General features: G+C 38.1%; 24 protein-coding genes. 14 read left to right on the top strand and 10 right to left on the bottom strand.

The genetic code is table 11. The annotated features are described in order from the left end of the window. Positions 1-2 precede the first annotated feature (2 nt). Both FIT70_RS05015 and FIT70_RS05010 read left to right on the top strand, forming a co-directional pair. Positions 3-629, top strand: coding sequence for a bifunctional 4-hydroxy-2-oxoglutarate aldolase/2-dehydro-3-deoxy-phosphogluconate aldolase (locus FIT70_RS05015; protein ID WP_139870542.1), 627 nt, complete (start codon positions 3-5; stop codon positions 627-629). Positions 630-644: 15 nt separating this feature from the next. After that, positions 645-1,304 carry an HAD family hydrolase gene (locus FIT70_RS05010; protein WP_189340844.1) on the top strand — a complete coding sequence of 220 codons (660 nt, stop codon included), beginning with the start codon at positions 645-647 and terminating at the stop codon, positions 1,302-1,304. Here the strand turns inward: FIT70_RS05010 and waaF are convergent. The 6 genes from waaF to hrcA are packed head-to-tail and all read right to left on the bottom strand — an operon-like array spanning position 1,301 to position 7,454. Continuing rightward, on the bottom strand, positions 1,301-2,293 hold the full coding sequence (waaF, locus tag FIT70_RS05005) for a lipopolysaccharide heptosyltransferase II (protein WP_139928869.1): 993 nt from the start codon (positions 2,291-2,293) through the stop codon (positions 1,301-1,303). The genes FIT70_RS05010 and waaF overlap by 4 nt on opposite strands. A gap of 4 nt (positions 2,294-2,297) precedes the next feature. Then, a complete protein-coding gene (gene rfaE2, locus FIT70_RS05000) occupies positions 2,298-3,746 on the bottom strand; it encodes a D-glycero-beta-D-manno-heptose 1-phosphate adenylyltransferase (RefSeq protein ID WP_139931007.1) in 1,449 nt (482 codons plus the stop codon). Positions 3,747-3,749: 3 nt separating this feature from the next. Continuing rightward, entirely contained in the window at positions 3,750-4,322 is a 573-nt protein-coding gene (locus FIT70_RS04995) for a D-sedoheptulose 7-phosphate isomerase (protein WP_139870538.1), read from the bottom strand. Then, a complete protein-coding gene (gene rfaD, locus FIT70_RS04990) occupies positions 4,319-5,302 on the bottom strand; it encodes an ADP-glyceromanno-heptose 6-epimerase (protein ID WP_139931005.1) in 984 nt (327 codons plus the stop codon). Before rfaD ends, FIT70_RS04995 begins: the two co-directional genes overlap by 4 nt. Positions 5,303-5,323: 21 nt before the next feature. Beyond that, the gene (gene hemH / locus FIT70_RS04985) at positions 5,324-6,433 is read right to left on the bottom strand and encodes a ferrochelatase (RefSeq protein ID WP_139931003.1); all 1,110 of its coding nucleotides are present in this window, start codon (positions 6,431-6,433) and stop codon (positions 5,324-5,326) included. 1 nt (position 6,434) lies between these two features. After that, the gene (hrcA, locus tag FIT70_RS04980; RefSeq protein ID WP_139868871.1) at positions 6,435-7,454 is read right to left on the bottom strand and encodes a heat-inducible transcriptional repressor HrcA; all 1,020 of its coding nucleotides are present in this window, start codon (positions 7,452-7,454) and stop codon (positions 6,435-6,437) included. A 180-nt stretch (positions 7,455-7,634) separates the two neighbouring features. Here hrcA and FIT70_RS04975 point away from each other — a divergent pair, with 180 nt between their 5' ends. Both FIT70_RS04975 and recN read left to right on the top strand, forming a co-directional pair. Beyond that, positions 7,635-8,504: an NAD(+)/NADH kinase gene (locus FIT70_RS04975; RefSeq protein WP_139871856.1), complete on the top strand. Its 870-nt coding sequence runs from the start codon at positions 7,635-7,637 to the stop codon at positions 8,502-8,504. Between the two features lie 9 nt (positions 8,505-8,513). Continuing rightward, positions 8,514-10,172 carry a DNA repair protein RecN gene (gene recN / locus FIT70_RS04970; RefSeq protein ID WP_139931001.1) on the top strand — a complete coding sequence of 553 codons (1,659 nt, stop codon included), beginning with the start codon at positions 8,514-8,516 and terminating at the stop codon, positions 10,170-10,172. Here recN and fur read toward each other — a convergent pair. Beyond that, a complete protein-coding gene (gene fur, locus FIT70_RS04965) occupies positions 10,169-10,597 on the bottom strand; it encodes a ferric iron uptake transcriptional regulator (protein ID WP_028818274.1) in 429 nt (142 codons plus the stop codon). The two genes, recN and fur, sit on opposite strands and share 4 nt — an antisense overlap. A 69-nt stretch (positions 10,598-10,666) precedes the next feature. On the opposite strand from fur, the gene FIT70_RS04960 reads away from it, so the two are divergent. The 6 genes from FIT70_RS04960 (at position 10,667) to FIT70_RS04935 (ending at position 17,720) form a co-directional block, all read left to right on the top strand. After that, positions 10,667-11,389, top strand: a complete 723-nt coding sequence (locus tag FIT70_RS04960) for an outer membrane protein assembly factor BamE (RefSeq protein ID WP_223257718.1) — start codon at positions 10,667-10,669, stop codon at positions 11,387-11,389. A 4-nt stretch (positions 11,390-11,393) separates the two neighbouring features. Further along, positions 11,394-12,206 carry a 4-hydroxy-tetrahydrodipicolinate reductase gene (gene dapB / locus FIT70_RS04955; protein WP_139874717.1) on the top strand — a complete coding sequence of 271 codons (813 nt, stop codon included), beginning with the start codon at positions 11,394-11,396 and terminating at the stop codon, positions 12,204-12,206. Positions 12,207-12,352: 146 nt separating this feature from the next. After that, on the top strand, positions 12,353-13,501 hold the full coding sequence (gene carA, locus FIT70_RS04950; protein ID WP_139874716.1) for a glutamine-hydrolyzing carbamoyl-phosphate synthase small subunit: 1,149 nt from the start codon (positions 12,353-12,355) through the stop codon (positions 13,499-13,501). Further along, positions 13,488-16,691, top strand: a complete 3,204-nt coding sequence (gene carB / locus FIT70_RS04945) for a carbamoyl-phosphate synthase large subunit (RefSeq protein ID WP_028818278.1) — start codon at positions 13,488-13,490, stop codon at positions 16,689-16,691. Before carA ends, carB begins: the two co-directional genes overlap by 14 nt. A 68-nt stretch (positions 16,692-16,759) precedes the next feature. Beyond that, a complete protein-coding gene (greA, locus tag FIT70_RS04940) occupies positions 16,760-17,239 on the top strand; it encodes a transcription elongation factor GreA (RefSeq protein WP_139930999.1) in 480 nt (159 codons plus the stop codon). Between the two features lie 34 nt (positions 17,240-17,273). Next, entirely contained in the window at positions 17,274-17,720 is a 447-nt protein-coding gene (locus FIT70_RS04935) for a DUF4149 domain-containing protein (RefSeq protein ID WP_139874713.1), read from the top strand. Here the strand turns inward: FIT70_RS04935 and FIT70_RS04930 are convergent, their stop codons facing one another. Continuing rightward, a complete protein-coding gene (locus FIT70_RS04930; protein ID WP_028818281.1) occupies positions 17,721-18,008 on the bottom strand; it encodes a YhbY family RNA-binding protein in 288 nt (95 codons plus the stop codon). A 42-nt stretch (positions 18,009-18,050) separates the two neighbouring features. On the opposite strand from FIT70_RS04930, the gene FIT70_RS04925 reads away from it, so the two are divergent. The 4 genes from FIT70_RS04925 to glmM all read left to right on the top strand — a co-directional run bounded on the left by FIT70_RS04925 (position 18,051) and on the right by glmM (position 22,862). Continuing rightward, on the top strand, positions 18,051-18,668 hold the full coding sequence (locus FIT70_RS04925; RefSeq protein ID WP_139930997.1) for an RlmE family RNA methyltransferase: 618 nt from the start codon (positions 18,051-18,053) through the stop codon (positions 18,666-18,668). A 131-nt stretch (positions 18,669-18,799) separates the two neighbouring features. Beyond that, positions 18,800-20,638, top strand: a complete 1,839-nt coding sequence (gene ftsH, locus FIT70_RS04920) for an ATP-dependent zinc metalloprotease FtsH (protein WP_139870862.1) — start codon at positions 18,800-18,802, stop codon at positions 20,636-20,638. Between the two features lie 41 nt (positions 20,639-20,679). Further along, on the top strand, positions 20,680-21,507 hold the full coding sequence (gene folP / locus FIT70_RS04915; protein ID WP_139930995.1) for a dihydropteroate synthase: 828 nt from the start codon (positions 20,680-20,682) through the stop codon (positions 21,505-21,507). A 2-nt stretch (positions 21,508-21,509) separates the two neighbouring features. Further along, positions 21,510-22,862, top strand: coding sequence for a phosphoglucosamine mutase (gene glmM, locus FIT70_RS04910; protein ID WP_139930993.1), 1,353 nt, complete (start codon positions 21,510-21,512; stop codon positions 22,860-22,862). Here the strand turns inward: glmM and FIT70_RS04905 are convergent. Both FIT70_RS04905 and pstB read right to left on the bottom strand, forming a co-directional pair. Beyond that, positions 22,859-23,104, bottom strand: coding sequence for a DUF6552 family protein (locus FIT70_RS04905; protein WP_139868098.1), 246 nt, complete (start codon positions 23,102-23,104; stop codon positions 22,859-22,861). The genes glmM and FIT70_RS04905 overlap by 4 nt on opposite strands. 12 nt (positions 23,105-23,116) lie before the next feature. After that, positions 23,117-23,896, bottom strand: coding sequence for a phosphate ABC transporter ATP-binding protein PstB (gene pstB, locus FIT70_RS04900; protein WP_139930991.1), 780 nt, complete (start codon positions 23,894-23,896; stop codon positions 23,117-23,119). Between the last annotated feature and the right edge of the window lie 16 nt (positions 23,897-23,912).

Raw genomic sequence — 23,912 nt, 5'->3', positions numbered from 1 at the left:
ATATGAAAACATTAGATTTAGCAAATTATGGACCAGTGATACCAGTCATTGTGATTGATAAAGTTGAAGATGCCGTGCCTATGGCAGAAGCTCTTCTCGAAGGCGGTATTAAAGTTTTAGAAGTCACTTTAAGAACTGCATGCGCTATGGAGGCTATGGATAGAATTATTAAGCATCTGCCGGAGGCTATCGTTGGAGCTGGAACAGTAAGAACTAAAGAAGATGCTTCAGCCGTAAAGTCGATTGGTTGTCAGTTTGCAGTGAGTCCAGGTTATACAAGTGAAATAGGAAAGCATTGTTTGGACATTGGACTGCCTTTATTGCCAGGGGTATCGACAGGAAGCGAAGTCATGATGGCTAATAATGATGGTTATTATTTCTTAAAACTTTTCCCTGCGGTTGCAGTTGGCGGTATTAATCTTCTAAAAGGATTTGCAGGCCCATTTTCTGACGTTAAGTTTTGTCCAACAGGTGGCGTAACTGTTCAGTCAGCTTCAGATTTTTTGAGTCTGCCTAATGTTCCTGTCTGCGGCGGAACTTGGTTAACCCCAAAAGATCTTGTCGCAAATAAAAATTGGGTAGAAATTACAAAACTAGCAAAAGAAGCCAGTGCGATTCAACGTCTTTAGCATTATTCAAAAATAATGCTGCCTATTTCCCAATATAAAACAATCCTATTTGATTGTGATGGGGTTATTCTAAATTCAAACTTTTTAAAAATAGAAGCATATCGGTTAACTGCATTAGAATTCGGAGCATCCGAAGAAGATGCTATGAGGCTAGTTAACCATCACATCGAATATACGGGCATATCTAGAAACATTAAATTTGCTTATTTTTTAGAGACCATACTTAAAAAGCCAGCAGATGAGTCAGCCATGAATCATTTGCTAAGACAATTAAACATTGAAGTTGAGAGACTCCTTGAAAATTGTGATATCGCTGAAGGCCTAGAAAATCTTAGAGAAAAAACAAAACAGGCTCACTGGATGATTGTTTCCGGTGGTGATCAAGAAGAAATTATTCGACTTTTTTCTAGAAAATCATTATTAAAATATTTTGATGTTGGTATTTTTGGAAGCCCTGATTCTAAAGAAGATATTGTGGCGCGCGAATTAAAAAAATCTACAGGACAAGCGCCTACTTTATTTATTGGCGATTCAAAATATGACTATCAAGTTGCAAAGAAGAATAATTTAGATTTTATTTTTTTAAGTGACTGGACAAATTTCTTCGAGTGGAAACATTTTTGCGAAGAAAATAAAATTGAAGTCTATCAAAAGCTAAACGATCTAAATCGTTAAATAAGTTTTTTTATAATCTCACTAGGCTTAATATTTTTTAAGCAATTGGTATGTTGAAGAGGGCAAATTCTTTCAAAGCAAGGGCTGCATGAGAGATCGAGATAAGCTAATTTTGCATGCCTACTCAATGGTGGAGTTTTTTTAGGGTCAGAAGAGCCAAAAATAGCGACTTGTTTAATATTTAAACTTGCCGCCACATGCATAAGTCCGGAATCATTACTTAAGAACGTTTGGCATAAACTCATTACATCAATCACCTCTTCAAGTTTAGTTTTGCCGATCAGATTAATCACTTTGTTTTTTGTGAGTCGATCTAAAGTTTTTCCTAAATCTTGATCGTGAGTAGAGCCTAATGAAATAACTACCCATCCTTTTTGTATAGCCTCATTTGCTACATCAGCAAAATACTCAATAGGCCATCTTTTAGACTCACCGTATTCAGCACCAGGGGCAATACCAAGAACTTTATCAGACCCGCTTAATTTACCTGGCAAAAGTTTTTTACCCTGACTAGGCTTTGAGATAAGGTATGTCGATAAACTCACCTTAGTGCTTTTTGATTTTGGTGCAAGCGCTAAAAATTGGTCAACCGTTCTATACAGTGAAGGATCTTTTTTAATGCGATCGTTAATTAAAGCAAAACGCACTTCTCCTAAAAAACCAGTGCGCTTTGAAATGCCTGCAAAAAATGGTATCAGAGCTGACTTAAATGAATTCGGTAAGACAATAGCCTGTGAATAACCTTCCAGCTTCAAAACTTTAGCAATCTGATAGCGTTTTAATATATTTAGCTCACCGTGAGAAAAAGGCAATGAAATAGATTTGTCAACCTCAGGCATTCTAGTCACCAAGGGAATCGTCCAAGCGGGAGAGGCTACATGAAGCTCACTATCAGGATAAATATCTTTAATGACCTTAAATAGCTTTTGTGCGATAACCATATCACCAAGCCATGATGGTCCAATAATGAGAATTTTTTTTGGGTTCAAAATCTTAAGTGATTTTTTTGAGGATAGCACTCGTGCTTCTACCTGGTACAACAGAAACTAATTCAACTTTTCCATGCCATTTTTTTAATTCTTGGTGGCCTACAACTTGATTTTTTTTATAATCGCTACCTTTAACTAAAATATCAGGCTGAATCTTTTTTATTAAATGAAGCGGTGTTGTTTCGCTAAAAATGATAATACTATCCACAGAAGAAAGTGCCGAAAGAACTCTTGCTCGATCTTCTTGGTGAATGACAGGCCTTGATTTACCTTTTAGCTTTGTGACTGACGAGTCGCTGTTAAGAGCTAAGATAAGGACGTCGCCTAGTTTTTTAGCTTTTTCTAGATAGGTCACATGCCCTGCGTGAAGAATATCAAAACAGCCATTTGTAAATACAATTTTCTTTTTTTGTTTTTTCCAAATAAGAACTTGTTCCATTAGAGCCGAGAGGGAGTGAATTTTTTTTTCTTGTTCGGAATGCTTAGAGCTTAAAGTTTCTATAAGGTTTTGAAGCGTGATAGGTATCGTACCTAATTTTCCAATTACTATACCCGCAGCTACATTTGCAATATTAAGGCAAGTCTCAATAGGCATCTTTGCAATCATGCACGCTGCAAGAGTTGCAATAACAGTATCGCCGGCTCCTGAGACATCAAATACCTGTTGTTGATTGACGGCAGGCAAGTTTTTAATAGTATTTTTTTGTATTAAATCGATACCATCTTCTCCCTTTGTCATGGCAATAAATTGCAAATTAAGAGATTTTTTTAATTTTAGAAGAGGTGTTAAAAAGTTCGTATTTTTTGTGACATGAATATGGCAAGCTTCGATAGCTTCTTTTTTGTTTGGAGTTATCGCAGTTGCATTTTTATATTTACTGTAATTAATACCTTTAGGGTCAACAAGTACTGGTATTTTTTTAGATTTTGCAAGTTTAATAACATGTTTGCATAGCGCTTCGCTTAAAACTCCTTTTGCATAGTCAGACAATATAACAATAGAAGGTTTTTTATTAAGAAGCGTTGATATTCTTTTAATGAGCGGTTTAGAATCAATCAAATCTGCTGTGGCTTCTTGATCAATTCGCATCATTTGTTGGTGTTCGCCAATAATCCGTGTTTTTGTGGTTGTTGGATTTTTGTCTTTGACAATACCATCTACACCAATATGATTTTTCTTGAGAATATCAAGTAACTTTTTACCATCTACATCATCTCCAATTTGACCAGCTAAAATTGTTTTGATACCAAGCTGAGCTAAATTAGCTGCTACATTACCTGACCCGCCAATACGATCAAATGACTCTTTTAATCTGACAACTGGAACAGGCGCTTCGGGTGAGATTCTTGAGACGCTACCTATTAAATAGCGATCTAACATTAAATCGCCCACAACTAAAGCCCACTTTTTTTGTGCATTAAATTTATTTTTAATAATGTCAATTTCACTCATAAGCTATTGACCTTCATCAATGAGTTCGCAGAGCGTATGTCCAATGAGAATGTGTGCCTCTTGAATTCTTGCTGTTTCGTTTGAGTCTACAACGATAGCGTGTGTTGATATTTTTTTAATGAGACCACCATCGCCGCCCGTTAAGCCAATTGTAATAGCACCTAATGTATTTGCTTTTTCTAGCCCTTTAATGACATTTTTACTATTGCCTGATGTGGAAATGCCGATCACTACATCATTTTTCAAACATAGCGCTTCGATTTGCCTTGAAAAAATATGCTCATAGCCATAATCATTTGCGACAGCGGTAATAATTGAAGTGTCTGTCGTTAATGCAATAGCAGGAAGTCCTTTACGCTCTTTAACAAATCTACCTACAATTTCTGCTGCAATATGTTGGCTATCAGACGCGCTGCCGCCATTTCCAAAGATCAGCACTTTACCGCCTGAGTGAACTGTTTTTTTAATAAGACTTGCAACTTCATTGATCTTGGGAATAAGCGAAGTTAATTTTTGAATCGTGTCTTGATGCTTCTTAAAAATAGATTCAATTTTCTTTAAATTTTCATTACTCATGCGTAAGTATCACTTTTAGTTAAATAATTTATTGCGTAATCCTCAACGCCTTCTTCAATGCTAAGAAAAGGCTTTGTGTATCCAGCATCTTTTAGTTTTTTTATATTAGCTTCAGTAAAGTATTGGTATTTTCCCTTAAGATCATTTGGCATATCAATATATTTAATTGTATTTAGATCGCCCTTAACACTTTTCACAAGCGATTCAGCAAGTGCTTTAAAGCTTGAAGCTTTTCCTGTGCCTACATTATAGATACCTGAATGTTTTTTGTGACTTAAAAAATGTAAAACAACTGCTGCAGCATCTTTTACATATACAAAATCTCTTAATTGCATACCATCTTTATAGTCAGGACGATCGCTCTTGAAGAGTCTAATTTCACCTTCTGTTTTAAGTTGATTAAATGCATGAAATACAACGCTTGCCATTCTATCTTTATGATACTCGTTTGGACCATAGACATTAAAGAATTTAAATCCACACCATTGAGGAGGTGTTTTTTCTTTTGCGAGGACTTGTTGCACTGCCCATTGATCGAAAAATTGTTTTGAATACCCATAAGCATTTAGAGGCCTTAGTTTTCTGAGCTCGGCTTCATTGTCATCATAGCCAAATTCTCCTCCGCCATAAGTAGCTGCTGAACTTGCATAAAGGAAAGGCACGTTATGATCGCTTGCATAGCGCCATAGATTTTGACTGTAACGAATATTCTGGTTTAAAAGCTTATTAAAATCTGTTTCAGTTGTAGCACTGATAGCCCCCATATGAATAATAACTTCAATTTCTTGTTTTTTTTCAAGCCAAGGAAATAGATCATCTTTATCAAGGTAATCAATATATGTTCGCTTACTTAAATTGTTCCATTGATCTTGATGATGAATATCATCAACGACGATGATATCTTTTCTGTCGAGAATGCTATTTAGATGCCAAGCAATGACACTTCCAATCATGCCAGCACCACCCGTAAGTATTATCATAATGAGATTGTCTTTAAATAATTAAGACTGTTTCTTTTCTAAAAGCGCAACTCTTTTCTTTGTGATTGCTGAATTGTTAGCTTCTTTTTTAGCTGTCCAGTTTTTATCAATCCAGCCTTCTAAATTTTCTAAAATTATACCTTGCATCGCATCAATCCAATCTGGATTGTCATTGAGAGCAGGGATATAACTAAAGTTTTTACCGCCATTGCTTAAGAAAATATGTCTACCCTCAATATTAATTTCTTCTAAGGTTTCTAAGCAGTCGCTGGAGAAGCCTGGACAAATCACATGAACATTCTTTTCTTTCTTTTTTCCGAGATCAGCCATCATTTCAGCGTAATAAGGTTTTAGCCATTCAGCCCTGCCAAAGCGGGACTGGAAAGAGACTATATATTCGCTTTCCTTTAATTTTAAAGCCTCAGCAAGTAAGCGGGCAGTTTTATAGCATTCACAATGATAAGGATCGCCTTGCATCAGTGATTTTTTTGGAATGCCATGAAAGCTCATGATTAACTTTGTGGGCTTTCCATTTTTTTTCCAGAATTGCAGGACGGATAATTTAAGCGCGTTAATATAAAGAGGATGATCGTGGTAATTCCTGACGGTTCTTACTCCTGGCACATTTCTTGTTTTAAGAAGCACACGCCATAGCGCATCCATTGCTGACGCACTTGATGAAGCAGCATACTGAGGATAGAGCGGAAGCAAGAGAATTTTAGTGCAATTCTTTTCTTTTAATTTGAGGACTGCATTTTTCATTGAAGGATTGCCATAAGACATTCCTAATTCAATTTCAATAGGCTGAGATACTGACTTTTTAATTTTTGCAGTTAATGCTTTTGTTTGATTTGTAGCATTGACTAAAAGTGGAGAGCCTTTTTTAGTCCAAACTTTTGCATATTTCTTTGCTGAACTGCCTGGCCTAAATACTAAGATAATGAAATGAAGTATCCAACACCAAATAAATCGAGGCACTTCGACCACTCTTCGATCCATGAGAAATTGTTGTAAATATCTTCTTACAGCATGCGTACTCAAGGAATCAGGCGTTCCTAAATTTGCGAGGATCACGCCTATTTTAGGTGGATCACCATGTTGGTATTGCGGTTCTTTTGTGAAGTAATTCATTTTAGTGTTGACTCAATGCGTTAGAAAGAAGTTTCGCTGTGATATCGACAATGGGAATGACTCTTTCGTAAGCCATTCTTGTAGGACCAATCACGCCAAGGGTGCCTACAATTTCACCATCTGTTTCATAAGGAGATGTAACGAGACTACATTCATCTAGAGACGAATAGCCTGATTCATTTCCAATAAAAATTTGAATGCCTTCTCCAAGCTGACTTTGATCAAGAAGTTTCATAAGGGCTGTTCGCTTTTCAAATATCTCAAAAATTTTTCTTAAGCTGGATATATTTTTTGCGAGCTCTTCAGATTGGATAAGATTATTTTGTCCTGTGATTACGATCGATCCGCTCTCTGGCGAAATGACATCATTACCGACTTCAATAGCTGCCGTCATAAGTTTAATCATATCAGCATGCATTTTAGATAATTCATCCACGAGTGTATCTTTAACTTTAGCAAAAGTGTTGCCACTAAAGTTGTGATTAAAATAATTTGCAGCCTCAACTAAGTCATCATGAGAGTAGTGTTTTTCTGTCATGACAATTCTGTTTTGAACATTGCCGTCATTTGTCACAATAATGACAAGAATTTTTTTCTCAGATAAGCCTATAAATTCTAAATGTTTAAAGGTTGTTTTCTTAGCCTTAGGAATAAGAACTACACCAGCAAAATGTGTCAGTGTTGATAAAATATCCGCAGCATTATTAATAATTTTTTTATTGTCACCAATATTCATTTGATCTTTTAATGAGCTAATGATTTTGTCATCCAAAGGTTTTACAGTTAGAAGAGAATCTACAAAGAGCCTATAACCTAATTGCGTAGGAATTCTTCCTGCTGAAGTATGGGGGCTTGTGATAAAACCAAGATCCTCTAGATCTTTCATAGTATTTCGAATGGAGGCTGGACTTAGGTCAAGGCCGGACGATTGAGAAAGGGTTCTAGATCCCACGGGCTGCCCATCATAAATGTGTTGCTCAATGAGGGTTTTTAGAAGAATTTGGGCGCGCTTATCTAGCATCATCAAATAGGGTTATTCATATAAATCGTTATGCTTTAAAATAGTCAGTAAAGCCTAATTTTCATAGTGTAATAAGCCATTCTAGCATGCGGTACTTTTGAAAATGAATGCTTAATATACTAATTTTTCTTTATTAAATTGCTATATATTCTTTCATCCTAAGTATGCTTTAATTCAATTATGGAAAGTCTCTATAAATCAGTCGCAATTATCGGAAAATATGCGAGCGGAAGTGAATCTTCTGACATTGAATCCCAGCTTTTAGAGCTCGCTCAATATTTGACGAATAAGCATATCAATATTTTTATTGAGGCTAAAACACATCAGTCCGGAAAATTTCAAGCTTTTAAAGCTATTAATCTAGAAGAGATTGGTGAAAAAGCTGATCTCGCCATTGTTGTAGGTGGGGATGGGACGATGTTGGGAGTTGCAAGATCACTTGTGAATTTCGACATTCCATTAATAGGCATTAACCAAGGCCGTTTTGGGTTTTTAGCAGATCTGAATACAAGTAATATGTTTGAATCTATCGATGAAATATTTCAAGGTTCTTCTTATAAAGACAAAAGAATGTTGCTGCAGTCCAAAATTTTTAGAGGCTCAAAATGTATCCATGAATCATTAGCACTTAATGATGTTGTAGTAAGAAGTGGATCTCGCTTAATTGAATTAGAAGTTTCTATCAATGGCAGTTTTGTCCACAAGCAAAGATCAGACGGACTTGTTGTGACAACACCAACAGGCACAACTGCTTACGCACTTTCAGCTGGCGGGCCTATTCTCCATCCTGAATTAGAGGCAATTTCTATCGTGCCGATTAGCCCGCATACATTAAGTAATCGCCCAATTGCAGTAAGTAGTAAAAGTGCTATTGAAATTCATGTGGTGAGTATGGATGAATCTTATTTAAGTATTGATGGACAGCTTAAAGTACCGCTTGAGATTCATGATCGTGTCGAAATTATTCGCGCAGAAAAAATGATCACGTTTCTTCATCCAAAAGACTACTGTTATTTTGAGATGCTTAGAAAAAAATTAAACTGGGGTTAATAAAGCACTATGTTACTTAATCTCTCTATCCTTGATTTTGTCATTGTCGATAAAATGAGCTTAGATTTTAAATCTGGTTTTTCAGCATTAACTGGCGAAACGGGTGCTGGAAAGTCCATTCTTATTGATGCTTTGTCTTTAGCTTTGGGCCAAAGAAACGAAGGTGGAGTAGTCAGGCTTCATCAAGATAAAGCTGATATCAGTGCTATCTTTGATATTAAGCACAATCAAGAAGTGATCGACTGGTTAAAAGAAAATGAATTGGAATCTGATGGCGCTGAACTTATTTTAAGAAGAGTCATTCATGCTGATGGCAAATCAAGAGCTTTTATTAATGGCAAGGTAGCCACGCTCCAGCAATTAAAAGAATTAGGCGAGTCCCTCGTTGATATTTACAGTCAAAACTCTCACCACTCACTTTTAAAATTAAGTGCACAGAGAGAAATTTTAGATAACTTTGGTGGCCACTCAGATCTTGCAGCCACAACTTATCAACTTTACCAAGCATGGCACAAGCTTCATGTGCAAAAAATTGAGTATGAAAAAAACGCGCTAATCTATAGCGACGAACTTGCAGAGTTAAGAGATAAATTGCGAGAATTAAAACAATTTTCATTCACGTTGAGTGACTGGGAAACCTTGCAACAAGATCATGTCATGATGTCTCATGGTAATGAACTCATTGAGGATGTTAATCTTTGTATTGAGCTTTTAGAAAAAGATGAAACGGCGATTTCTGACAGGCTTCATTTAGTCCAGCAGAAAATTTCTCATGCGCTTAGTATTGATGAGAAATTAAAAGAACCTTCGGATCTCATCGATTCTATTAATATTCAAATAGAAGAATTGCTTCGTTCACTCAATAGATATTTACAAAAAGTCGATTTAGATCCAGAAAGGCTTAAAGATATTGAAGCGCGGATTCAAGCGATTCATAATTTTGGCAGGAAGCATCGTATTAAGCCTGAAGATTTTGAGTCAACCTTACTCACTTGGCAAGCTCGCATGGACGAACTCGAGTCTTTTGAATCGGATGACGGTATTGATGCCAAAGAAAAATTAGCCCTCGAAGCTTTTCATATCAGTGCGCAATTATTAAGTAAGGCGCGAAAGACTGCATCAGAAATATTAAGTCAGAATATTACTTCGGCTATGCAAAAGTTATCTTTTAGCCATGGAAGTTTTGAAGTTAAGCTCACGCCTCAAGATCCAACAGCGCATGGATTAGAACAAATTGAATTTTTGGTAGCATCTCATTTAGGCGCAGAACCAAGACCTATTCATAAAGCCGCATCAGGCGGCGAGCTTTCTCGCCTAAGCCTCGCGATTCGTGTTGCATCTATTTCTAAAGCGAATGTGCCCTGTATGATTTTTGATGAAGTAGATGTAGGTATTGGAGGAAGTGTAGCGGAAATTGTAGGTAAGCTTTTAAAAGAACTAGGACATCACGATCAAAGACAAGTTTTAGTGATCACGCATTTGGCGCAAGTAGCATCATTAGCTATTCATCATTACAAAGTCTCTAAGACCCAAGAAAATAATCAGACACTCAGCCACATTCATTTGATGGATGACAAGATGCGCATCGATGAAATTGCGCGTATGTTAGGTGGTGTATCGATCACTGATACGACAAGGGCGCACGCGAAGGAAATGTTGCAGGTTTAGACTTTATTAGGGCAGGGGTTTCTATTACATTCAGCATAGATATAGAGCGAATGTTCTTGAATAGTAAATCCTTTTTTCGTTGCAATCATTTTCTGTCTCTTTTCAATCTCATCATCACAAAATTCTTCTACATGACCACATTGCATGCATACCAGATGATCATGGTGTTGTGAGTCGCTTAATTCAAAAACAGCTTTATCACTTTCAAAATGGTGACGAATTAATAGACCAGCCTGTTCAAATTGAGTCAGCACACGATAAATCGTTGCAAGACCGACGTCTTCACCAGATTTAATTAAAAGTTTATACACGTCTTCGGCGGAAAGATGTTTCGCATCGCTGTGCTCAAAAAGACTTAAGATTTTAAGTCTGGGAAGCGTTGCTTTAAGCCCTGATTTTTTTAAATCTTTATGATCTTGTCCCATTGAAACACCTTAAAATTTGCTTTAGGAAGCATTTTGAATACTGTCTAGCATGTTATATTAATACGCATTATGTTTAAAGTTATAAAAATGCGTATATTTCTTCTCGTTTTAAGTCTTTTAGTCACCGCTTGCTCTCCTTCCTTACCCTCTATCAAGCCTTACAAAATGCCTATTCAACAGGGTAATTTAGTGACTTCAAAAATGATGATGCAATTAAAGCCTGGCATGACAAAAACCCAAGTGCGATTTGTGATGGGAACACCCCTCATTACAGACAGCTTCCATAAAGATCAATGGGATTATTTTTACCAAATGGAAAAAGACGGGGCAATCATCGAGAAAAGAAGAGTTATTTTGATGTTTGAAAAAGATTTGTTGGCTAAAGTAAAAGGCGATGTGATTCCTGCTAATGCAAATGCAAATGCAAATAAAAATGAAGATCGACAAGAGATAGTGCCTATTAAGAGTAGTGAACCTAATCCAAATCCAGGACAAAAAGAGAAGAGCATGCTCGATCGATTAAAATTTTGGGAAGACGATGATAAGCCTATTGAAAAAGCTATGCCGCCTAAGAAAGACTTACCTGCAGAAGACAGAAAAATCGTGACTCCTAAAAAAGATATACCAGAGCCAGATATCATAAAACCTGTCACGGAAGTCGCTCCAGCAGATATTAAAAAAGAGCCTGCAGTTGTAAAACCCGAGGCTGCAAAGGCTGAAAATACGAAACCATTGCCAGCTGAAACTGATCGAAATTATTTTGATTTGATGCTAGAAAAAATAGGATTCTAATTGTATGAGTAAATTAAATATTCTTATCGTGGGTGCCTCAGGCCGGATGGGCCAGAGTCTTATTCAAGAAATTACTAATGATAAAGACTTAGCTCTTGTAGCGGCTATTGATCATAAGTCGAGTGATAAATTAGGACGTGATGCAGGCGAGGCTATCGGCATTTCAACAGGCATTAAAATCGATCATGACATCACAAAAGTAATTTCATCTACTGATGTTCTTATAGATTTCACAAGACCCGAAGCAAGTCTTGAGTATTTGAAATTATGCGAAGCGCACCAAGTAAAATATGTCATTGGTACAACCGGGTTTTCAGATCAAGAAAAAAAATTGATTCTCGATGCTTCAAAAACGATACCCATTGTTTTTGCACCCAATATGAGTGTGGGAGTTAATTTACTGATTTCGCTTGTTGAAAAAGCAACGCAATTACTCAAAGATGATTTTGATATTGAAATTATTGAAGCGCATCACCGACATAAGATTGACGCTCCATCAGGTACGGCTTTAAGACTCGGTGAAGCTGTTGCAAAAGCGAGCGGAAGGGACCTTAAAAAAGAAGCGCAGTATGAACGTTTTGGCAATACTGGTGAGCGTAAACAAACCACAATTGGCTTTTCAACAATTCGCGGTGGCGATATTGTAGGTGACCATACAGTTTTATATGCCGGCACTGGCGAGCGAATTGAATTAACTCATAAAGCTTCAAGCCGAGCCACTTTTGCTAAGGGCGCATTAAAGGCGGCTAAATTTTTATCACACCAAAAATCAGGTCTTTTTGATATGCAGAAGGTCTTGGGACTTTCTGACAATTAAACCATTTATCAAGGTTTAGTGCGTTGAATTAAGGCGCTAAATCGACTATAATATCTACGATATTTGAAACGGGAGCTGCTAAAAACTTCTCCCGTTTTGTATATCCAGTACCCAACCCTTGAATTCGCAAATACTGGAGAGTCATTTTGTCGCGAAATATGTCGGCAGTGTTAGTGCTTGCAGACGGAACTAAGTTTCGAGGCATTTCAATTGGGGCTCCAGGTTTAACCGCAGGTGAAGTTGTTTTTAATACTTCGATGACTGGTTATCAAGAAATTCTGACCGACCCTTCTTATACAAAACAAATAGTCACACTCACCTATCCTCATATTGGTAATGTCGGTGTTAATAAAGCAGATGTCGAGTCTGACAAAGTCTATGCCAGTGGTTTAATCATTCGTGATTTAGCGATGATTGATAGTAATTTTAGAAGCGAACAAACCCTTTCCAAATACTTAAAAGAAAATCATATTGTTGCGATCGCAAATATTGACACTAGAAAACTCACAAGACATTTAAGAGAGCATGGCTCACAAGCAGGTTGCATTATTGCTGAGTCAGAAGACGATAAAAAAGCGCACCAAGAAGCAAAAACCTTTCCAGGACTTTCTGGCATGGATTTGGCTAAGGTCGTGAGCTGCAAAAAGTCTTATACATTCAATCAAGGCGAGTGGTCATTATCTGAAGGTTATAGCAATCACCTTGAATCAGATCATCATGTTGTTGCATTTGATTATGGCATTAAGAAAAATATTTTAAGAATGTTGGTTTCAAGGCGATGTAAAGTCACTATTGTGCCTGCTGAAACTTCTTATGAAGAAGTGGTTCGTCTAAAACCTGATGGTGTATTTTTATCCAATGGTCCGGGAGATCCTGAGCCATGTGATTATGCTATTAAAGCGATTAAACAATTAGTGGATGATGGTTACCCAACCTTTGGTATATGTTTAGGCCATCAACTTTTAGCTTTAGCGAGTGGCGCTAAAACATCCAAAATGAAATTTGGACATCATGGCGCTAATCATCCCGTTCAAGATTTAAAAACAAAACGCGTATTTATTACCAGTCAAAATCATGGCTTCACCGTAGACCAAACTTCACTTCCTAAAAATTTAGTAGCTACACATCAATCTCTTTTTGATGGCAGCTTACAAGGGATTGAAAGATCAGATCAGCCCGCATTTAGTTTTCAGGGGCATCCTGAAGCGAGCCCAGGTCCATCTGAAATGAGTTACTTGTTTGATCACTTTATTAATCTTATTGAAAAAAAGAAAAAAGGCTATGCCGAAGCGTAAAGATATTAAGTCCATACTTATTATTGGTGCTGGCCCAATTGTCATAGGTCAAGCATGTGAGTTTGATTATTCCGGCGCGCAGGCATGTAAAGCGCTTCGTGAAGAAGGATATCGTGTCATTCTCGTGAATTCTAATCCTGCAACTATCATGACAGATCCTGAGATGGCAGATGCGACTTATATCGAGCCGATCACATGGCAGATTGTCGAAAAAATTATTGCCAAAGAAAAGCCAGATGCACTCCTTCCTACCATGGGTGGACAAACGGCGCTTAATTGCGCGCTCGATTTAGATAAGTACGGCGTTTTAAAAAAATATAAAGTCGAATTAATTGGTGCTTCAAAAGAGGCGATCGACAAAGCTGAAGACAGACAAAAATTTAAAGAAGCCATGAATAAAATTGGTTTAGGATCTGCTAAATCAGCGATTGCACACAGTTTAGAAGAGGCCATTCAAGTTCAAGCGGGTATCGGTTATCCAGCAATTATTCGCCCATCATTTACGATGGGAGGCAGTGGCGGCGGGATTGCATACAATCGTGAAGAATTTATTGAGATATGTGAAAGAGGGCTCGAAGCATCTCCTACAAAAGAACTTCTGATTGAAGAGTCTTTGCTTGGCTGGAAAGAATATGAAATGGAAGTGGTTCGCGATTCCAAAGATAACTGCATTATTATTTGTTCCATTGAAAATTTAGACCCGATGGGAGTGCATACAGGGGATTCTATTACCGTAGCTCCTGCTCAAACACTCACAGATAAAGAATATCAAATCATGCGTAATGCATCGATTGCAGTCCTTCGAGAAATTGGTGTAGACACAGGGGGATCGAATGTGCAATTCGCAATCAATCCAAAAGATGGCCGTATGATTGTCATTGAAATGAATCCTCGCGTATCTCGTTCGTCAGCTTTAGCCTCTAAAGCTACTGGATTCCCTATCGCTAAAATTGCAGCAAAATTAGCAGTTGGTTTCACATTGGATGAATTGAAAAATGAAATTACAGGTGGCGCAACACCTGCATCATTTGAGCCAAGTATTGATTACGTAGTCACCAAAGTTCCAAGATTTGCATTTGAAAAATTTCCACAAGCGGATTCAAGGCTCACGACACAAATGAAATCCGTAGGGGAAGTTATGGCCATTGGACGTACTTTCCAAGAATCTTTTCAAAAAGCACTAAGAGGCCTCGAAATTGGTGTAGATGGACTAGATGAAAAAACGACTGATCAAGATCTCATTATTAAAGAGATGAGAGAACCTGGACCAGAGCGTATTTGGTATGTTGGCGACGCCTTTAGATTAGGCATGTCGATAGAAGATGTATTTGAACATTCCAATATTGATCCGTGGTTTCTCTATCAAATTAAAAATATTATTGATCTTGAAAAAGATTTATTAGGCACTTCTCTTAAAGATTTATCCAAAGAAAATTTATTTCATCTAAAACAAAAAGGTTTTTCTGATCGAAGACTTGCAACGCTTCTAAAAGTTAAACAAGAAGATATTAGACATTATCGTCATAAGCATGATGTGCGACCCGTATATAAACGTGTAGACACATGTGCTGCAGAATTTTCAACAAATACTGCGTATATGTATTCAACATACGAAGAAGAATGCGAAGCAAAACCTACAGACAGAAAAAAAATTATTGTCTTAGGTGGCGGACCTAACCGTATTGGGCAGGGCATTGAATTTGATTACTGTTGTGTCCATGCAGCTTTAGCATTACGTGAGGATGGTTACGAAACCATCATGGTGAACTGTAATCCTGAAACAGTATCAACGGATTACGATACGTCAGACCGACTTTATTTTGAGCCCGTGACACTTGAAGATGTTTTAGAAATTGTTGCTATTGAAAAACCACTTGGCGTCATTGTTCAGTATGGCGGACAAACACCTTTGAAATTAGCTAAAGATTTAGAAAGTGCAGGTGTCCCAATTATTGGGACTACGCCGGATGCTATTGATATGGCAGAGGACCGTGAGCGCTTCCAAAAAATGCTAAATTCGATTGGACTTAAACAACCACCTAATCGTACAGCGAGAACGCCTGAAGATGCCATTCGTTTAGCAGAAGAAATTGGTTACCCACTTGTTGTGAGACCTAGTTATGTTCTAGGCGGTCGTGCAATGGAGATCGTGCATGAACAAGCCCAGCTTGAACGTTACATGAGAGAGGCTGTAAAAGTTTCTCATGACTCACCTGTACTCCTTGACCGGTTTTTAAACGATGCACTTGAGGTGGATGTGGATGCATTATCAGATGGTACAGATGTGATTATTGGTGGCATTATGGAACATATCGAACAAGCTGGTGTTCACTCAGGTGACTCAGCATGCTCCCTTCCGCCTTATAGCTTATCTAAAAAAATTCAAGATCAATTAAGAAAGCAAACAGTTGAGATGGCAAAAGCACTCAACGTTGTAGGTCTTATGAATGTTCAATTCGCGATTCAAGGTGAGGTGATTTACGTTTTAGAAGTAAATCCGAGAGCCTCTCGAACTGTTCCTTTCGTTTCTAAAGCATGCGGATTGCAATTAGCAAAAATTGCTGCCCGCGCAATGATAGGTTCAAGTCTTAAGTCACAAAAAGTTACAAAAGAAATTGTGCCTAAATTTTTCTCCGTCAAAGAAGCTGTCTTTCCATTTATTAAGTTTCCAGGCGTTGATACAATTTTAGGGCCTGAGATGAAATCAACGGGCGAAGTCATGGGACTAGGTAAAACATTTGCGGAAGCATTTATTAAATCTCAACTCGGTTCATCAACAAAATTACCAAAAGATGGAAAAGCATTTATCAGTGTGCGTCGTGAAGACCATCATAAAGTGGTTGAGATTGCAAAATCATTAGATACATTAGGTTTTCAAATTGTTGCCACTAAAGGAACCGCAAAAGCTTTAATGGATGCAGGGCTTAATGTTGAGCCAGTCAATAAAGTCGCAGAGGGAAGACCTCATATTGTGGATATGATTAAGAATAATGAAATTTCTTTTATTGTGAATGTGACGGAAGATAAGCGTGCTATTTCAGACTCTTATGAAATTCGAAGATATGCTTTACAAAATAAAGTGACTTATTACACGACGATTGCAGGCGCTAAAGCCGCTTGTATTGGCATGAACTTCGTGGAAGAAATTACAGTCAACTCTATCCAAAGCTTGCATAAAGAACTCACTTAAAATACACTCAATTTTTATAAACCACACTCCATTCAAAGAGCGTGGTTTTTGTTTTAATAGGAATGAATATGCTTAAACAAATACCCATGACAATTAAAGGCGCTGAGCAGCTTAAAGAAGAGCTTCACCGCTTAAAAAGTGTTGACCGCCCTAATATCATCCAGGCAATCTCAGAGGCAAGAGCGCAAGGCGACTTGTCTGAGAATGCAGAATATGAATCTGCGAAAGAGCGTCAAAGTTTTATTGAAGGTCGCATAGCAGAAATTGAAGCTAAACTTTCCACTGCTATGGTGATTGATCCTTCTTCGATTGTAGGCGAGAGTGAATGTGTGTTTGGTTCCACAGTTGAAGTGCAAGATCTAGATACAGAAGATATCTTTACTTACCAAATTGTGGGCGATGATGAGGCTGATATTAAGCAGAAAAAGATTTCAATCAACTCACCGATTGCAAAAGCATTTATTGGTAAGGCTATTGGCGACGTGGCTGAAGTCAATACGCCAGGGGGTGCTAAATCCTACGAGATATTAGATATCAAGTATGTGTAAATTAAATTCATTTTTGTATTAAACTAAAAACATCATGAAACAATGGTTAGAAAATTTAGCGCTGGTTGCCGCAACCTTTTGGATAGGTGGGTTGTGGGTTGTGGGTATTGTGGCTTATGAACTATTTAAGCTGATTCCTGAGGCGCAACTTGCAGGTAATATTGCGGGCCAGCTTTTTAAGATGATGGCATATGTGGGTATGGCAACGAGTATTTTTTTGTTAATTCAGCGCGTTTATCAGTTTGGCACGAATGCATTAAAGCAAAGTTTTTTCTGGTTGGTTGTACTGATGCTCGTTTTAATTCTTATCAGTCATTTAGGTATTAATCCCCTTTTAGAAAAATTCAAATTAGATGCGATGCCGAAAGATGTGATGGAGAGCGTATTTGCTGATCGATTTACAACGTGGCATGGCGTATCAAGTATTGCGTATTTGCTTGAGTGTTTCTTGGGCGTTTTTGCGATTTTAAAAATTAGATAATTATTTGGGTATAACGATCTTAGGCTCGGATGCCTGACGATAAACAATAATTTGCAAGCCAATATGATGAACGGCGGTTGCCTTAAGTGCCTCACATATTTCACTTAACATGGATTCACGAACCGATCTATCATCATTTTGAATTTTAATTTTAATCAACTCATGTGCGTTAAGATTAAGCTCAATTTCCTTAATGACTGATGCTGATAAACCCTTATTCCCAATTCTAACCACTGGATTTAATGTGTGCGCTAAGCTTCGAAGGTATGCAATGGCTTTTGAATTCAAGGTAGAAAACTTCTTAAGATCTAAAAGAATCGATTTTAACAGATGAAAAGAACAAGAACTAGCAAGGCTTGGATGCAAGAGCATGTAAATGATGCCTTCGTTAAACAAGCCCAGAAAGATGGCTTTCGATCTCGAGCTGCTTACAAGCTTATGGAGATCCATGAGAAATATAAGCTCATCAAGCCTGGTATGAATGTCGTCGATTTGGGTTCAACTCCTGGAAGTTGGTCTCAGGTAGTAGCAAAACTCCTTCAAGGTAAAGGCCACATTATCGCTATGGATTTACTGCCTATGGATCCTATTCCTAGGGTCGATTTTATTCAGGGAGATTTTAGAGAAGAAGCCTCATTAAGAGAGCTTGAAGCCTACTTAAATAATTCGATGATAGACCTTGTAATTTCGGATATGGCCCCCAATATTACAGGGATAAAGACAGTTGATCAGCCAGGTGTTATGCATCTTACTGAGCTTGCTTTAGATTTTTCTTTGCAATGGTTGAAACCAGGCGGTCATTTTCTAGTCAAAACCTTTATTGGCGCTGATTTTGATGAGTTGGTGAAAAAGATGCGTCCTGAGTTCGAAAAAGTTATCACAGTTAAGCCTAAAGCTTCACGTGATCGAAGTAGTGAGGTTTATTTGCTAGGCTTTGCAAAAGCTTAAAAAGTCATAATGTAGTCACGTAATTAGGTTTAAAATTAAATGATTAAATCAGATGATACGAGGTCATCCATCAATTGAATAACAACACACTAAAAAGCATTGCCATCTGGGTTGCGATAGCACTCATTCTCATGACGATTTTTAATCAGTTCTCAGGGTCTTCGAAAACTGATACACCACTTGTCTACTCTCAATTTATGCAGCAGGTTAAAGAAGGCAGGATTGCCAAAGTTGAGATTGATAACCATAGAATCAAAGGCACAACGAGCGAGGGTAAGAAATTTAATACTTATGCTCCCACTGATCCTTGGTTGGTGTCCGACCTTCTAAAAAATAATGTCATTGTGGAAGCTAAGCCTGAAGAACAGCAATCAGTGCTTATGAGTATTTTCATTTCTTGGTTTCCGATGATTCTTCTAGTAGGCGTTTGGATTTTCTTTATGCGTCAGATGCAAGGTGGCTCTAAAGGTGGCGGCCCATTTTCATTTGGTAAGAGTAAAGCTAGACAACTTGATCAAACGAACAATCAAACAACATTTGCTGACGTAGCGGGCTGCGATGAAGCAAAAGAAGAGGTAACAGAAATTGTTGAATTCCTAAAAGATCCAAGCAAGTTTCATAAATTAGGTGGCCGCATACCAAGAGGCGTTCTCATGGTAGGACCTCCAGGCACAGGTAAGACATTGCTAGCGCGTGCAATTGCGGGTGAAGCTAAGGTACCTTTCTTTACGATTTCAGGATCTGACTTCGTAGAAATGTTTGTAGGTGTGGGTGCTGCTCGTGTGAGAGATATGTTTGAACAATCTAAAAAGAGTGCGCCATGTATTATTTTTATTGATGAAATTGATGCAGTAGGTCGTCATCGAGGTCAGGGTTCAGGTGGCGGTAATGATGAGCGCGAACAAACACTCAATCAGCTTTTAGTTGAGCTCGACGGCTTCGAACCTAACTCAGGCGTGATCGTCATTGCGGCAACTAATCGTGCAGATGTCCTCGATAAAGCTTTATTACGTCCAGGACGTTTTGATCGACAAGTGATGGTATCTCTTCCTGATATTAAAGGTCGCGAAGAAATTCTTTTAGTACACATGAGAAAAATTCCAGCAGATCCTGATGTGAAAGCAAGCATCATTGCCAGAGGTACGCCAGGCTTTTCAGGCGCTGACTTAGCTAACCTTGTAAACGAATCAGCATTGTTTGCCGCTCGAAGAAATAAACGCACCGTCGATATGCAAGATTTTGAAGATGCCAAAGATAAAATCTTTATGGGGCCTGAAAGAAAATCACTCGTGATGAGAGAAGAAGAGCGAATGAATACAGCATTCCATGAGTCAGGTCATGCAGTGGTTGCAAAATTACTACCTCACGCAGATCCTGTGCATAAAGTGACAATTATGCCTCGTGGTTGGGCGTTGGGTCTTACATGGCAGCTGCCAGAGTTTGATCGTATTAGTAATTACAAAAATAAGATGCTAGAAGAAATCTCAATTCTCTTTGGCGGACGTATTGCAGAAGAAGTTTTCATGAAGCAAATGTCGACAGGCGCATCGAACGACTTTGAGCGCGCAACGAAATTGGCGCGTGATATGGTAACGCGTTACGGTATGTCAGATAAGTTAGGTACGATGGTTTACGTAGGGCAAGACCAGGACTCCTTCTTTGGTTCGATGTCTTCGAAAACAATTTCTGAAGCAACTCAACAAAAAGTCGACGCTGAGATTCGCCGTATTCTTGACGAGCAATATAGTGTGGCTAGAAAGTTGATTGAAAAAAATCGTCGCAAAGTCGAAGCAATGGCAAAAGCTTTACTTGAATATGAAACGATTGATGCAGATCAGATCAATGACATCATGGCAGGGAAAAAAGCGAGACCACCAAAACCTAAACAAACACCTAATCCTCCGAAGATCGATAAAGGTTCTTCAGGTACAAAGGTAGCGGTAGCTCCTCAGCCGAGCGCCAAGGGCTAAATGAAATCAAGGCTAGTTTATCTAGCCTTTGTTTTTTTACAATGCTTCAATTAAATAAACATTCCTTTGATTTAAAGCGCCCACTTGTAATGGGTATATTAAATATCACACCCGATTCATTTTCTGATGGCGGTATGTATTTAGATTTCAATACAGCTTTAAAGCGCGCTGAAAAAATGATCGAAGAGGGGGTTGATATCATCGATATTGGTGGAGAATCGACGCGGCCCGGATCAGACGCTGTCAGTGCAGATGAAGAATTAAAGCGTATTACACCTATTATTGAGGCGATAAAAAAAATTTCTGATATTGCCATATCAATTGACACATATAAACCCGAAGTTATGAAAGAAGTCATTGATATGGATGTGGCGATGATCAATGATATTTTTGCGCTACAAAAACCAAATGCTATCGATATAATAAAAAAATCAAATGTGGGCATCTGTTTAATGCACATGCAAGGTACACCTAAGACAATGCAACTTAATCCTATTTATAAAAATGTGATAAATGAAGTGAAATCATTTTTAGAAGAGCGTGTGAATCTTCTTACAAATGAAGGTATCGATAAATCGCGTGTTATCTTAGATCCAGGCTTTGGCTTCGGAAAAACATTCGAACATAATATAGACCTTCTACAAAACATTGAATCGTTTCAATCGCTAAATTTACCCATGCTGGTAGGCCTTTCCAGAAAATCATTCATTAGAAAAATCTTGAGCGGTGATCATGACGATCATCTATCAGGCAGCATTTCAGCAGCTATCTTTTCTGTATTAAAAGGGGCTAAAATATTACGAGTTCACGATGTAAAAGAAACCCAAAGCGCACTTAAGATTATTCATGTAGCTCAGAGCACGACTTAAATATGACAAGACATTATTTTGGAACGGACGGTATTCGAGGTGTTGTGGGTCAAGATCCCATCACACCTGACTTTTTTATTCGTCTAGGTTTTGCGATCGGGTCTATTCTCGTTAAAAATAATCGAGATGAAAAAATCAAACATCCAAGTGTTGTCATTGGCAAAGATACAAGAGTGTCAGGCTATATGTTGGAATCAGCGCTGGAGTCAGGATTTATTGCGGCAGGTGTCAATGTATATTTAACTGGTCCCATGCCAACTCCAGCGATTGCGTATCTTACGAAAGCATTAAGGTCACAAGCAGGCATTGTCATTTCAGCATCCCATAACCCATTTCCTGATAACGGTATTAAAATATTTTCTGATGCTGGAGAAAAACTACCTGATGCATTTGAAGCGGAAGTTGAATCAGCTTTAAATCAAACTATTAAAACTGTATTGCCTCATGAGTTAGGAAAAGCAAAGCGCGTCGATGATGCTGAAGGTCGTTATGTCGAGTTTTGTAAAAGTACATTCCCAGAAAAGCTAAATCTTCGAGGTCTTAAAATTGTATTAGATTGCGCGCATGGCGCTACTTACCATGTCGCCCCAAAAATATTCTCTGAATTAGGTGCTGAAGTTATCGCTGTGGGTAATGAGCCTAACGGATTTAATATTAATCTAGATGTTGGCTCCACACATCCCAAAACTATTAAGGAAGCTACCTTAAAACATAAAGCAGACTTAGGTATTGCTTTTGATGGGGATGGTGATCGCGTGGTGATGATAGATCATTTAGGCCATATTGTTGACGGCGATCAACTTCTTTTAGTGATCGCAAAAGCCCTAAAAGAAAGAAATCAATTAAAAGGTGGCGTGGTTGGAACATTAATGACTAATATGGCAATTGAAAAAGCCTTTCAGGATCTAGGCGTTGAATTTATGAGAGCACATGTAGGTGATCGTTATGTTTTAGAAGCGCTTCTTGAAAAAGGTTGGTCGATTGGTGGTGAAAACTCAGGCCATATACTGACCCTTGATCAGCATTCAACTGGAGATGCCATCATCGCATCTCTTCAAGTTTTAAAATCATTACGGCTTCTTAATCAATCCCTTCATGACGCCACTAAAGATTCGCCACTTTATCCTCAAGTGTTAATCAATGTTGAAACCCATAAAAAAATTGACCTAGAAAAAAATAAATCAATTCAGGATGCTGTGAAAAGTGTGGAGGAGAAACTAAACAATAAAGGTCGTGTGCTCCTAAGGCCTTCAGGAACAGAGCCTAAGATTCGTGTCATGGTAGAGGGTCAAGACTTAGAGGAAGTTAAAAGTTACGCTAAGCTTATTGCAGAAAAAGTTAAAGAAGCCGCTTAACTCATTCCAAACAGTTTGAAATAGCCAATCATAAATAAAGGAATTTGAAGTCCGAAGTTGATCAGGATGGCGCGATCTTTATTGACATAGCCTGTGAACGTCCAACCTAAAACACCAAGGCTGTGAGAAAAAATATTGTAGGGGTAGAGATTCAGATTGGTAAGAAGAAGTCCTAGTAGAATAAAAAAAGTGGCAAACCACTTTAAATTTTTTTTAAGAAATTTTTTTGTAGCTTTAAGCAATTTAAAAAAATCTTAGCCGAACTTACCTGTAATGTAATCTTCAGTTTCTTTCTTGCTTGGGTTTGTGAAGATCTTGTCGGTCTTGTCGAACTCAATCATTTCACCTAGATACATATAGGCTGTGTAATCAGAAATACGCGCAGCTTGTTGCATATTATGTGTCACGATTAAAATGGAAAGCTTATTTTTTAAGCCTGACATAAGTTCTTCAATATTCACCGTCGCAATTGGATCGAGCGCTGATGTAGGCTCATCGAATAACATAATCTCTGGATCTGTTGCTAGTGCGCGCGCAATACATAGACGCTGCTGTTGGCCACCCGATAAATTAAAAGCTAAATCCTGTAATCGATCTTTGACCTCATTCCAAAGTGAAGCACCTTTTAATGCCTCCTCAACTTTGTCATCCACTGCAGATTTTGATCTTTCTCCACGCACTCTTAAGCCGTAAGCGACGTTCTCATAAATAGACTTTGGAAATGGGTTTGGTTTTTGAAACACCATACTGATGCGCATACGTACTTCGATCGGATCAACACCTTTAGCAAGTACATTTGTATTATCTGGGTGAAGAAGAATTTGACCATCATAGCGATTGCCAGGATATAAATCGTGCATACGATTAAAGCAGCGTAAGAATGTAGATTTGCCGCAACCTGAAGGGCCGATAAGCGCTGTAATTTTATTCTCATAAACAGGTAGGCTTACATCTTTGAGCGCCTTGGTGCCATCCGCATAGAAAAAGTTAAGATTCTTTGCTTCAGCTTTGATGTTGGGTTTATTTTGTGCCATTTTTTTTCCTGTAGAT

Origin of the sequence: Candidatus Methylopumilus universalis (genome assembly GCF_006364435.1) — a bacterium.
Taxonomy (GTDB): domain Bacteria; phylum Pseudomonadota; class Gammaproteobacteria; order Burkholderiales; family Methylophilaceae; genus Methylopumilus; species Methylopumilus universalis.
The sequence above is the reverse complement of the archived record's forward strand: the minus strand, read 5'-3'. Positions and strand labels throughout refer to the sequence as shown.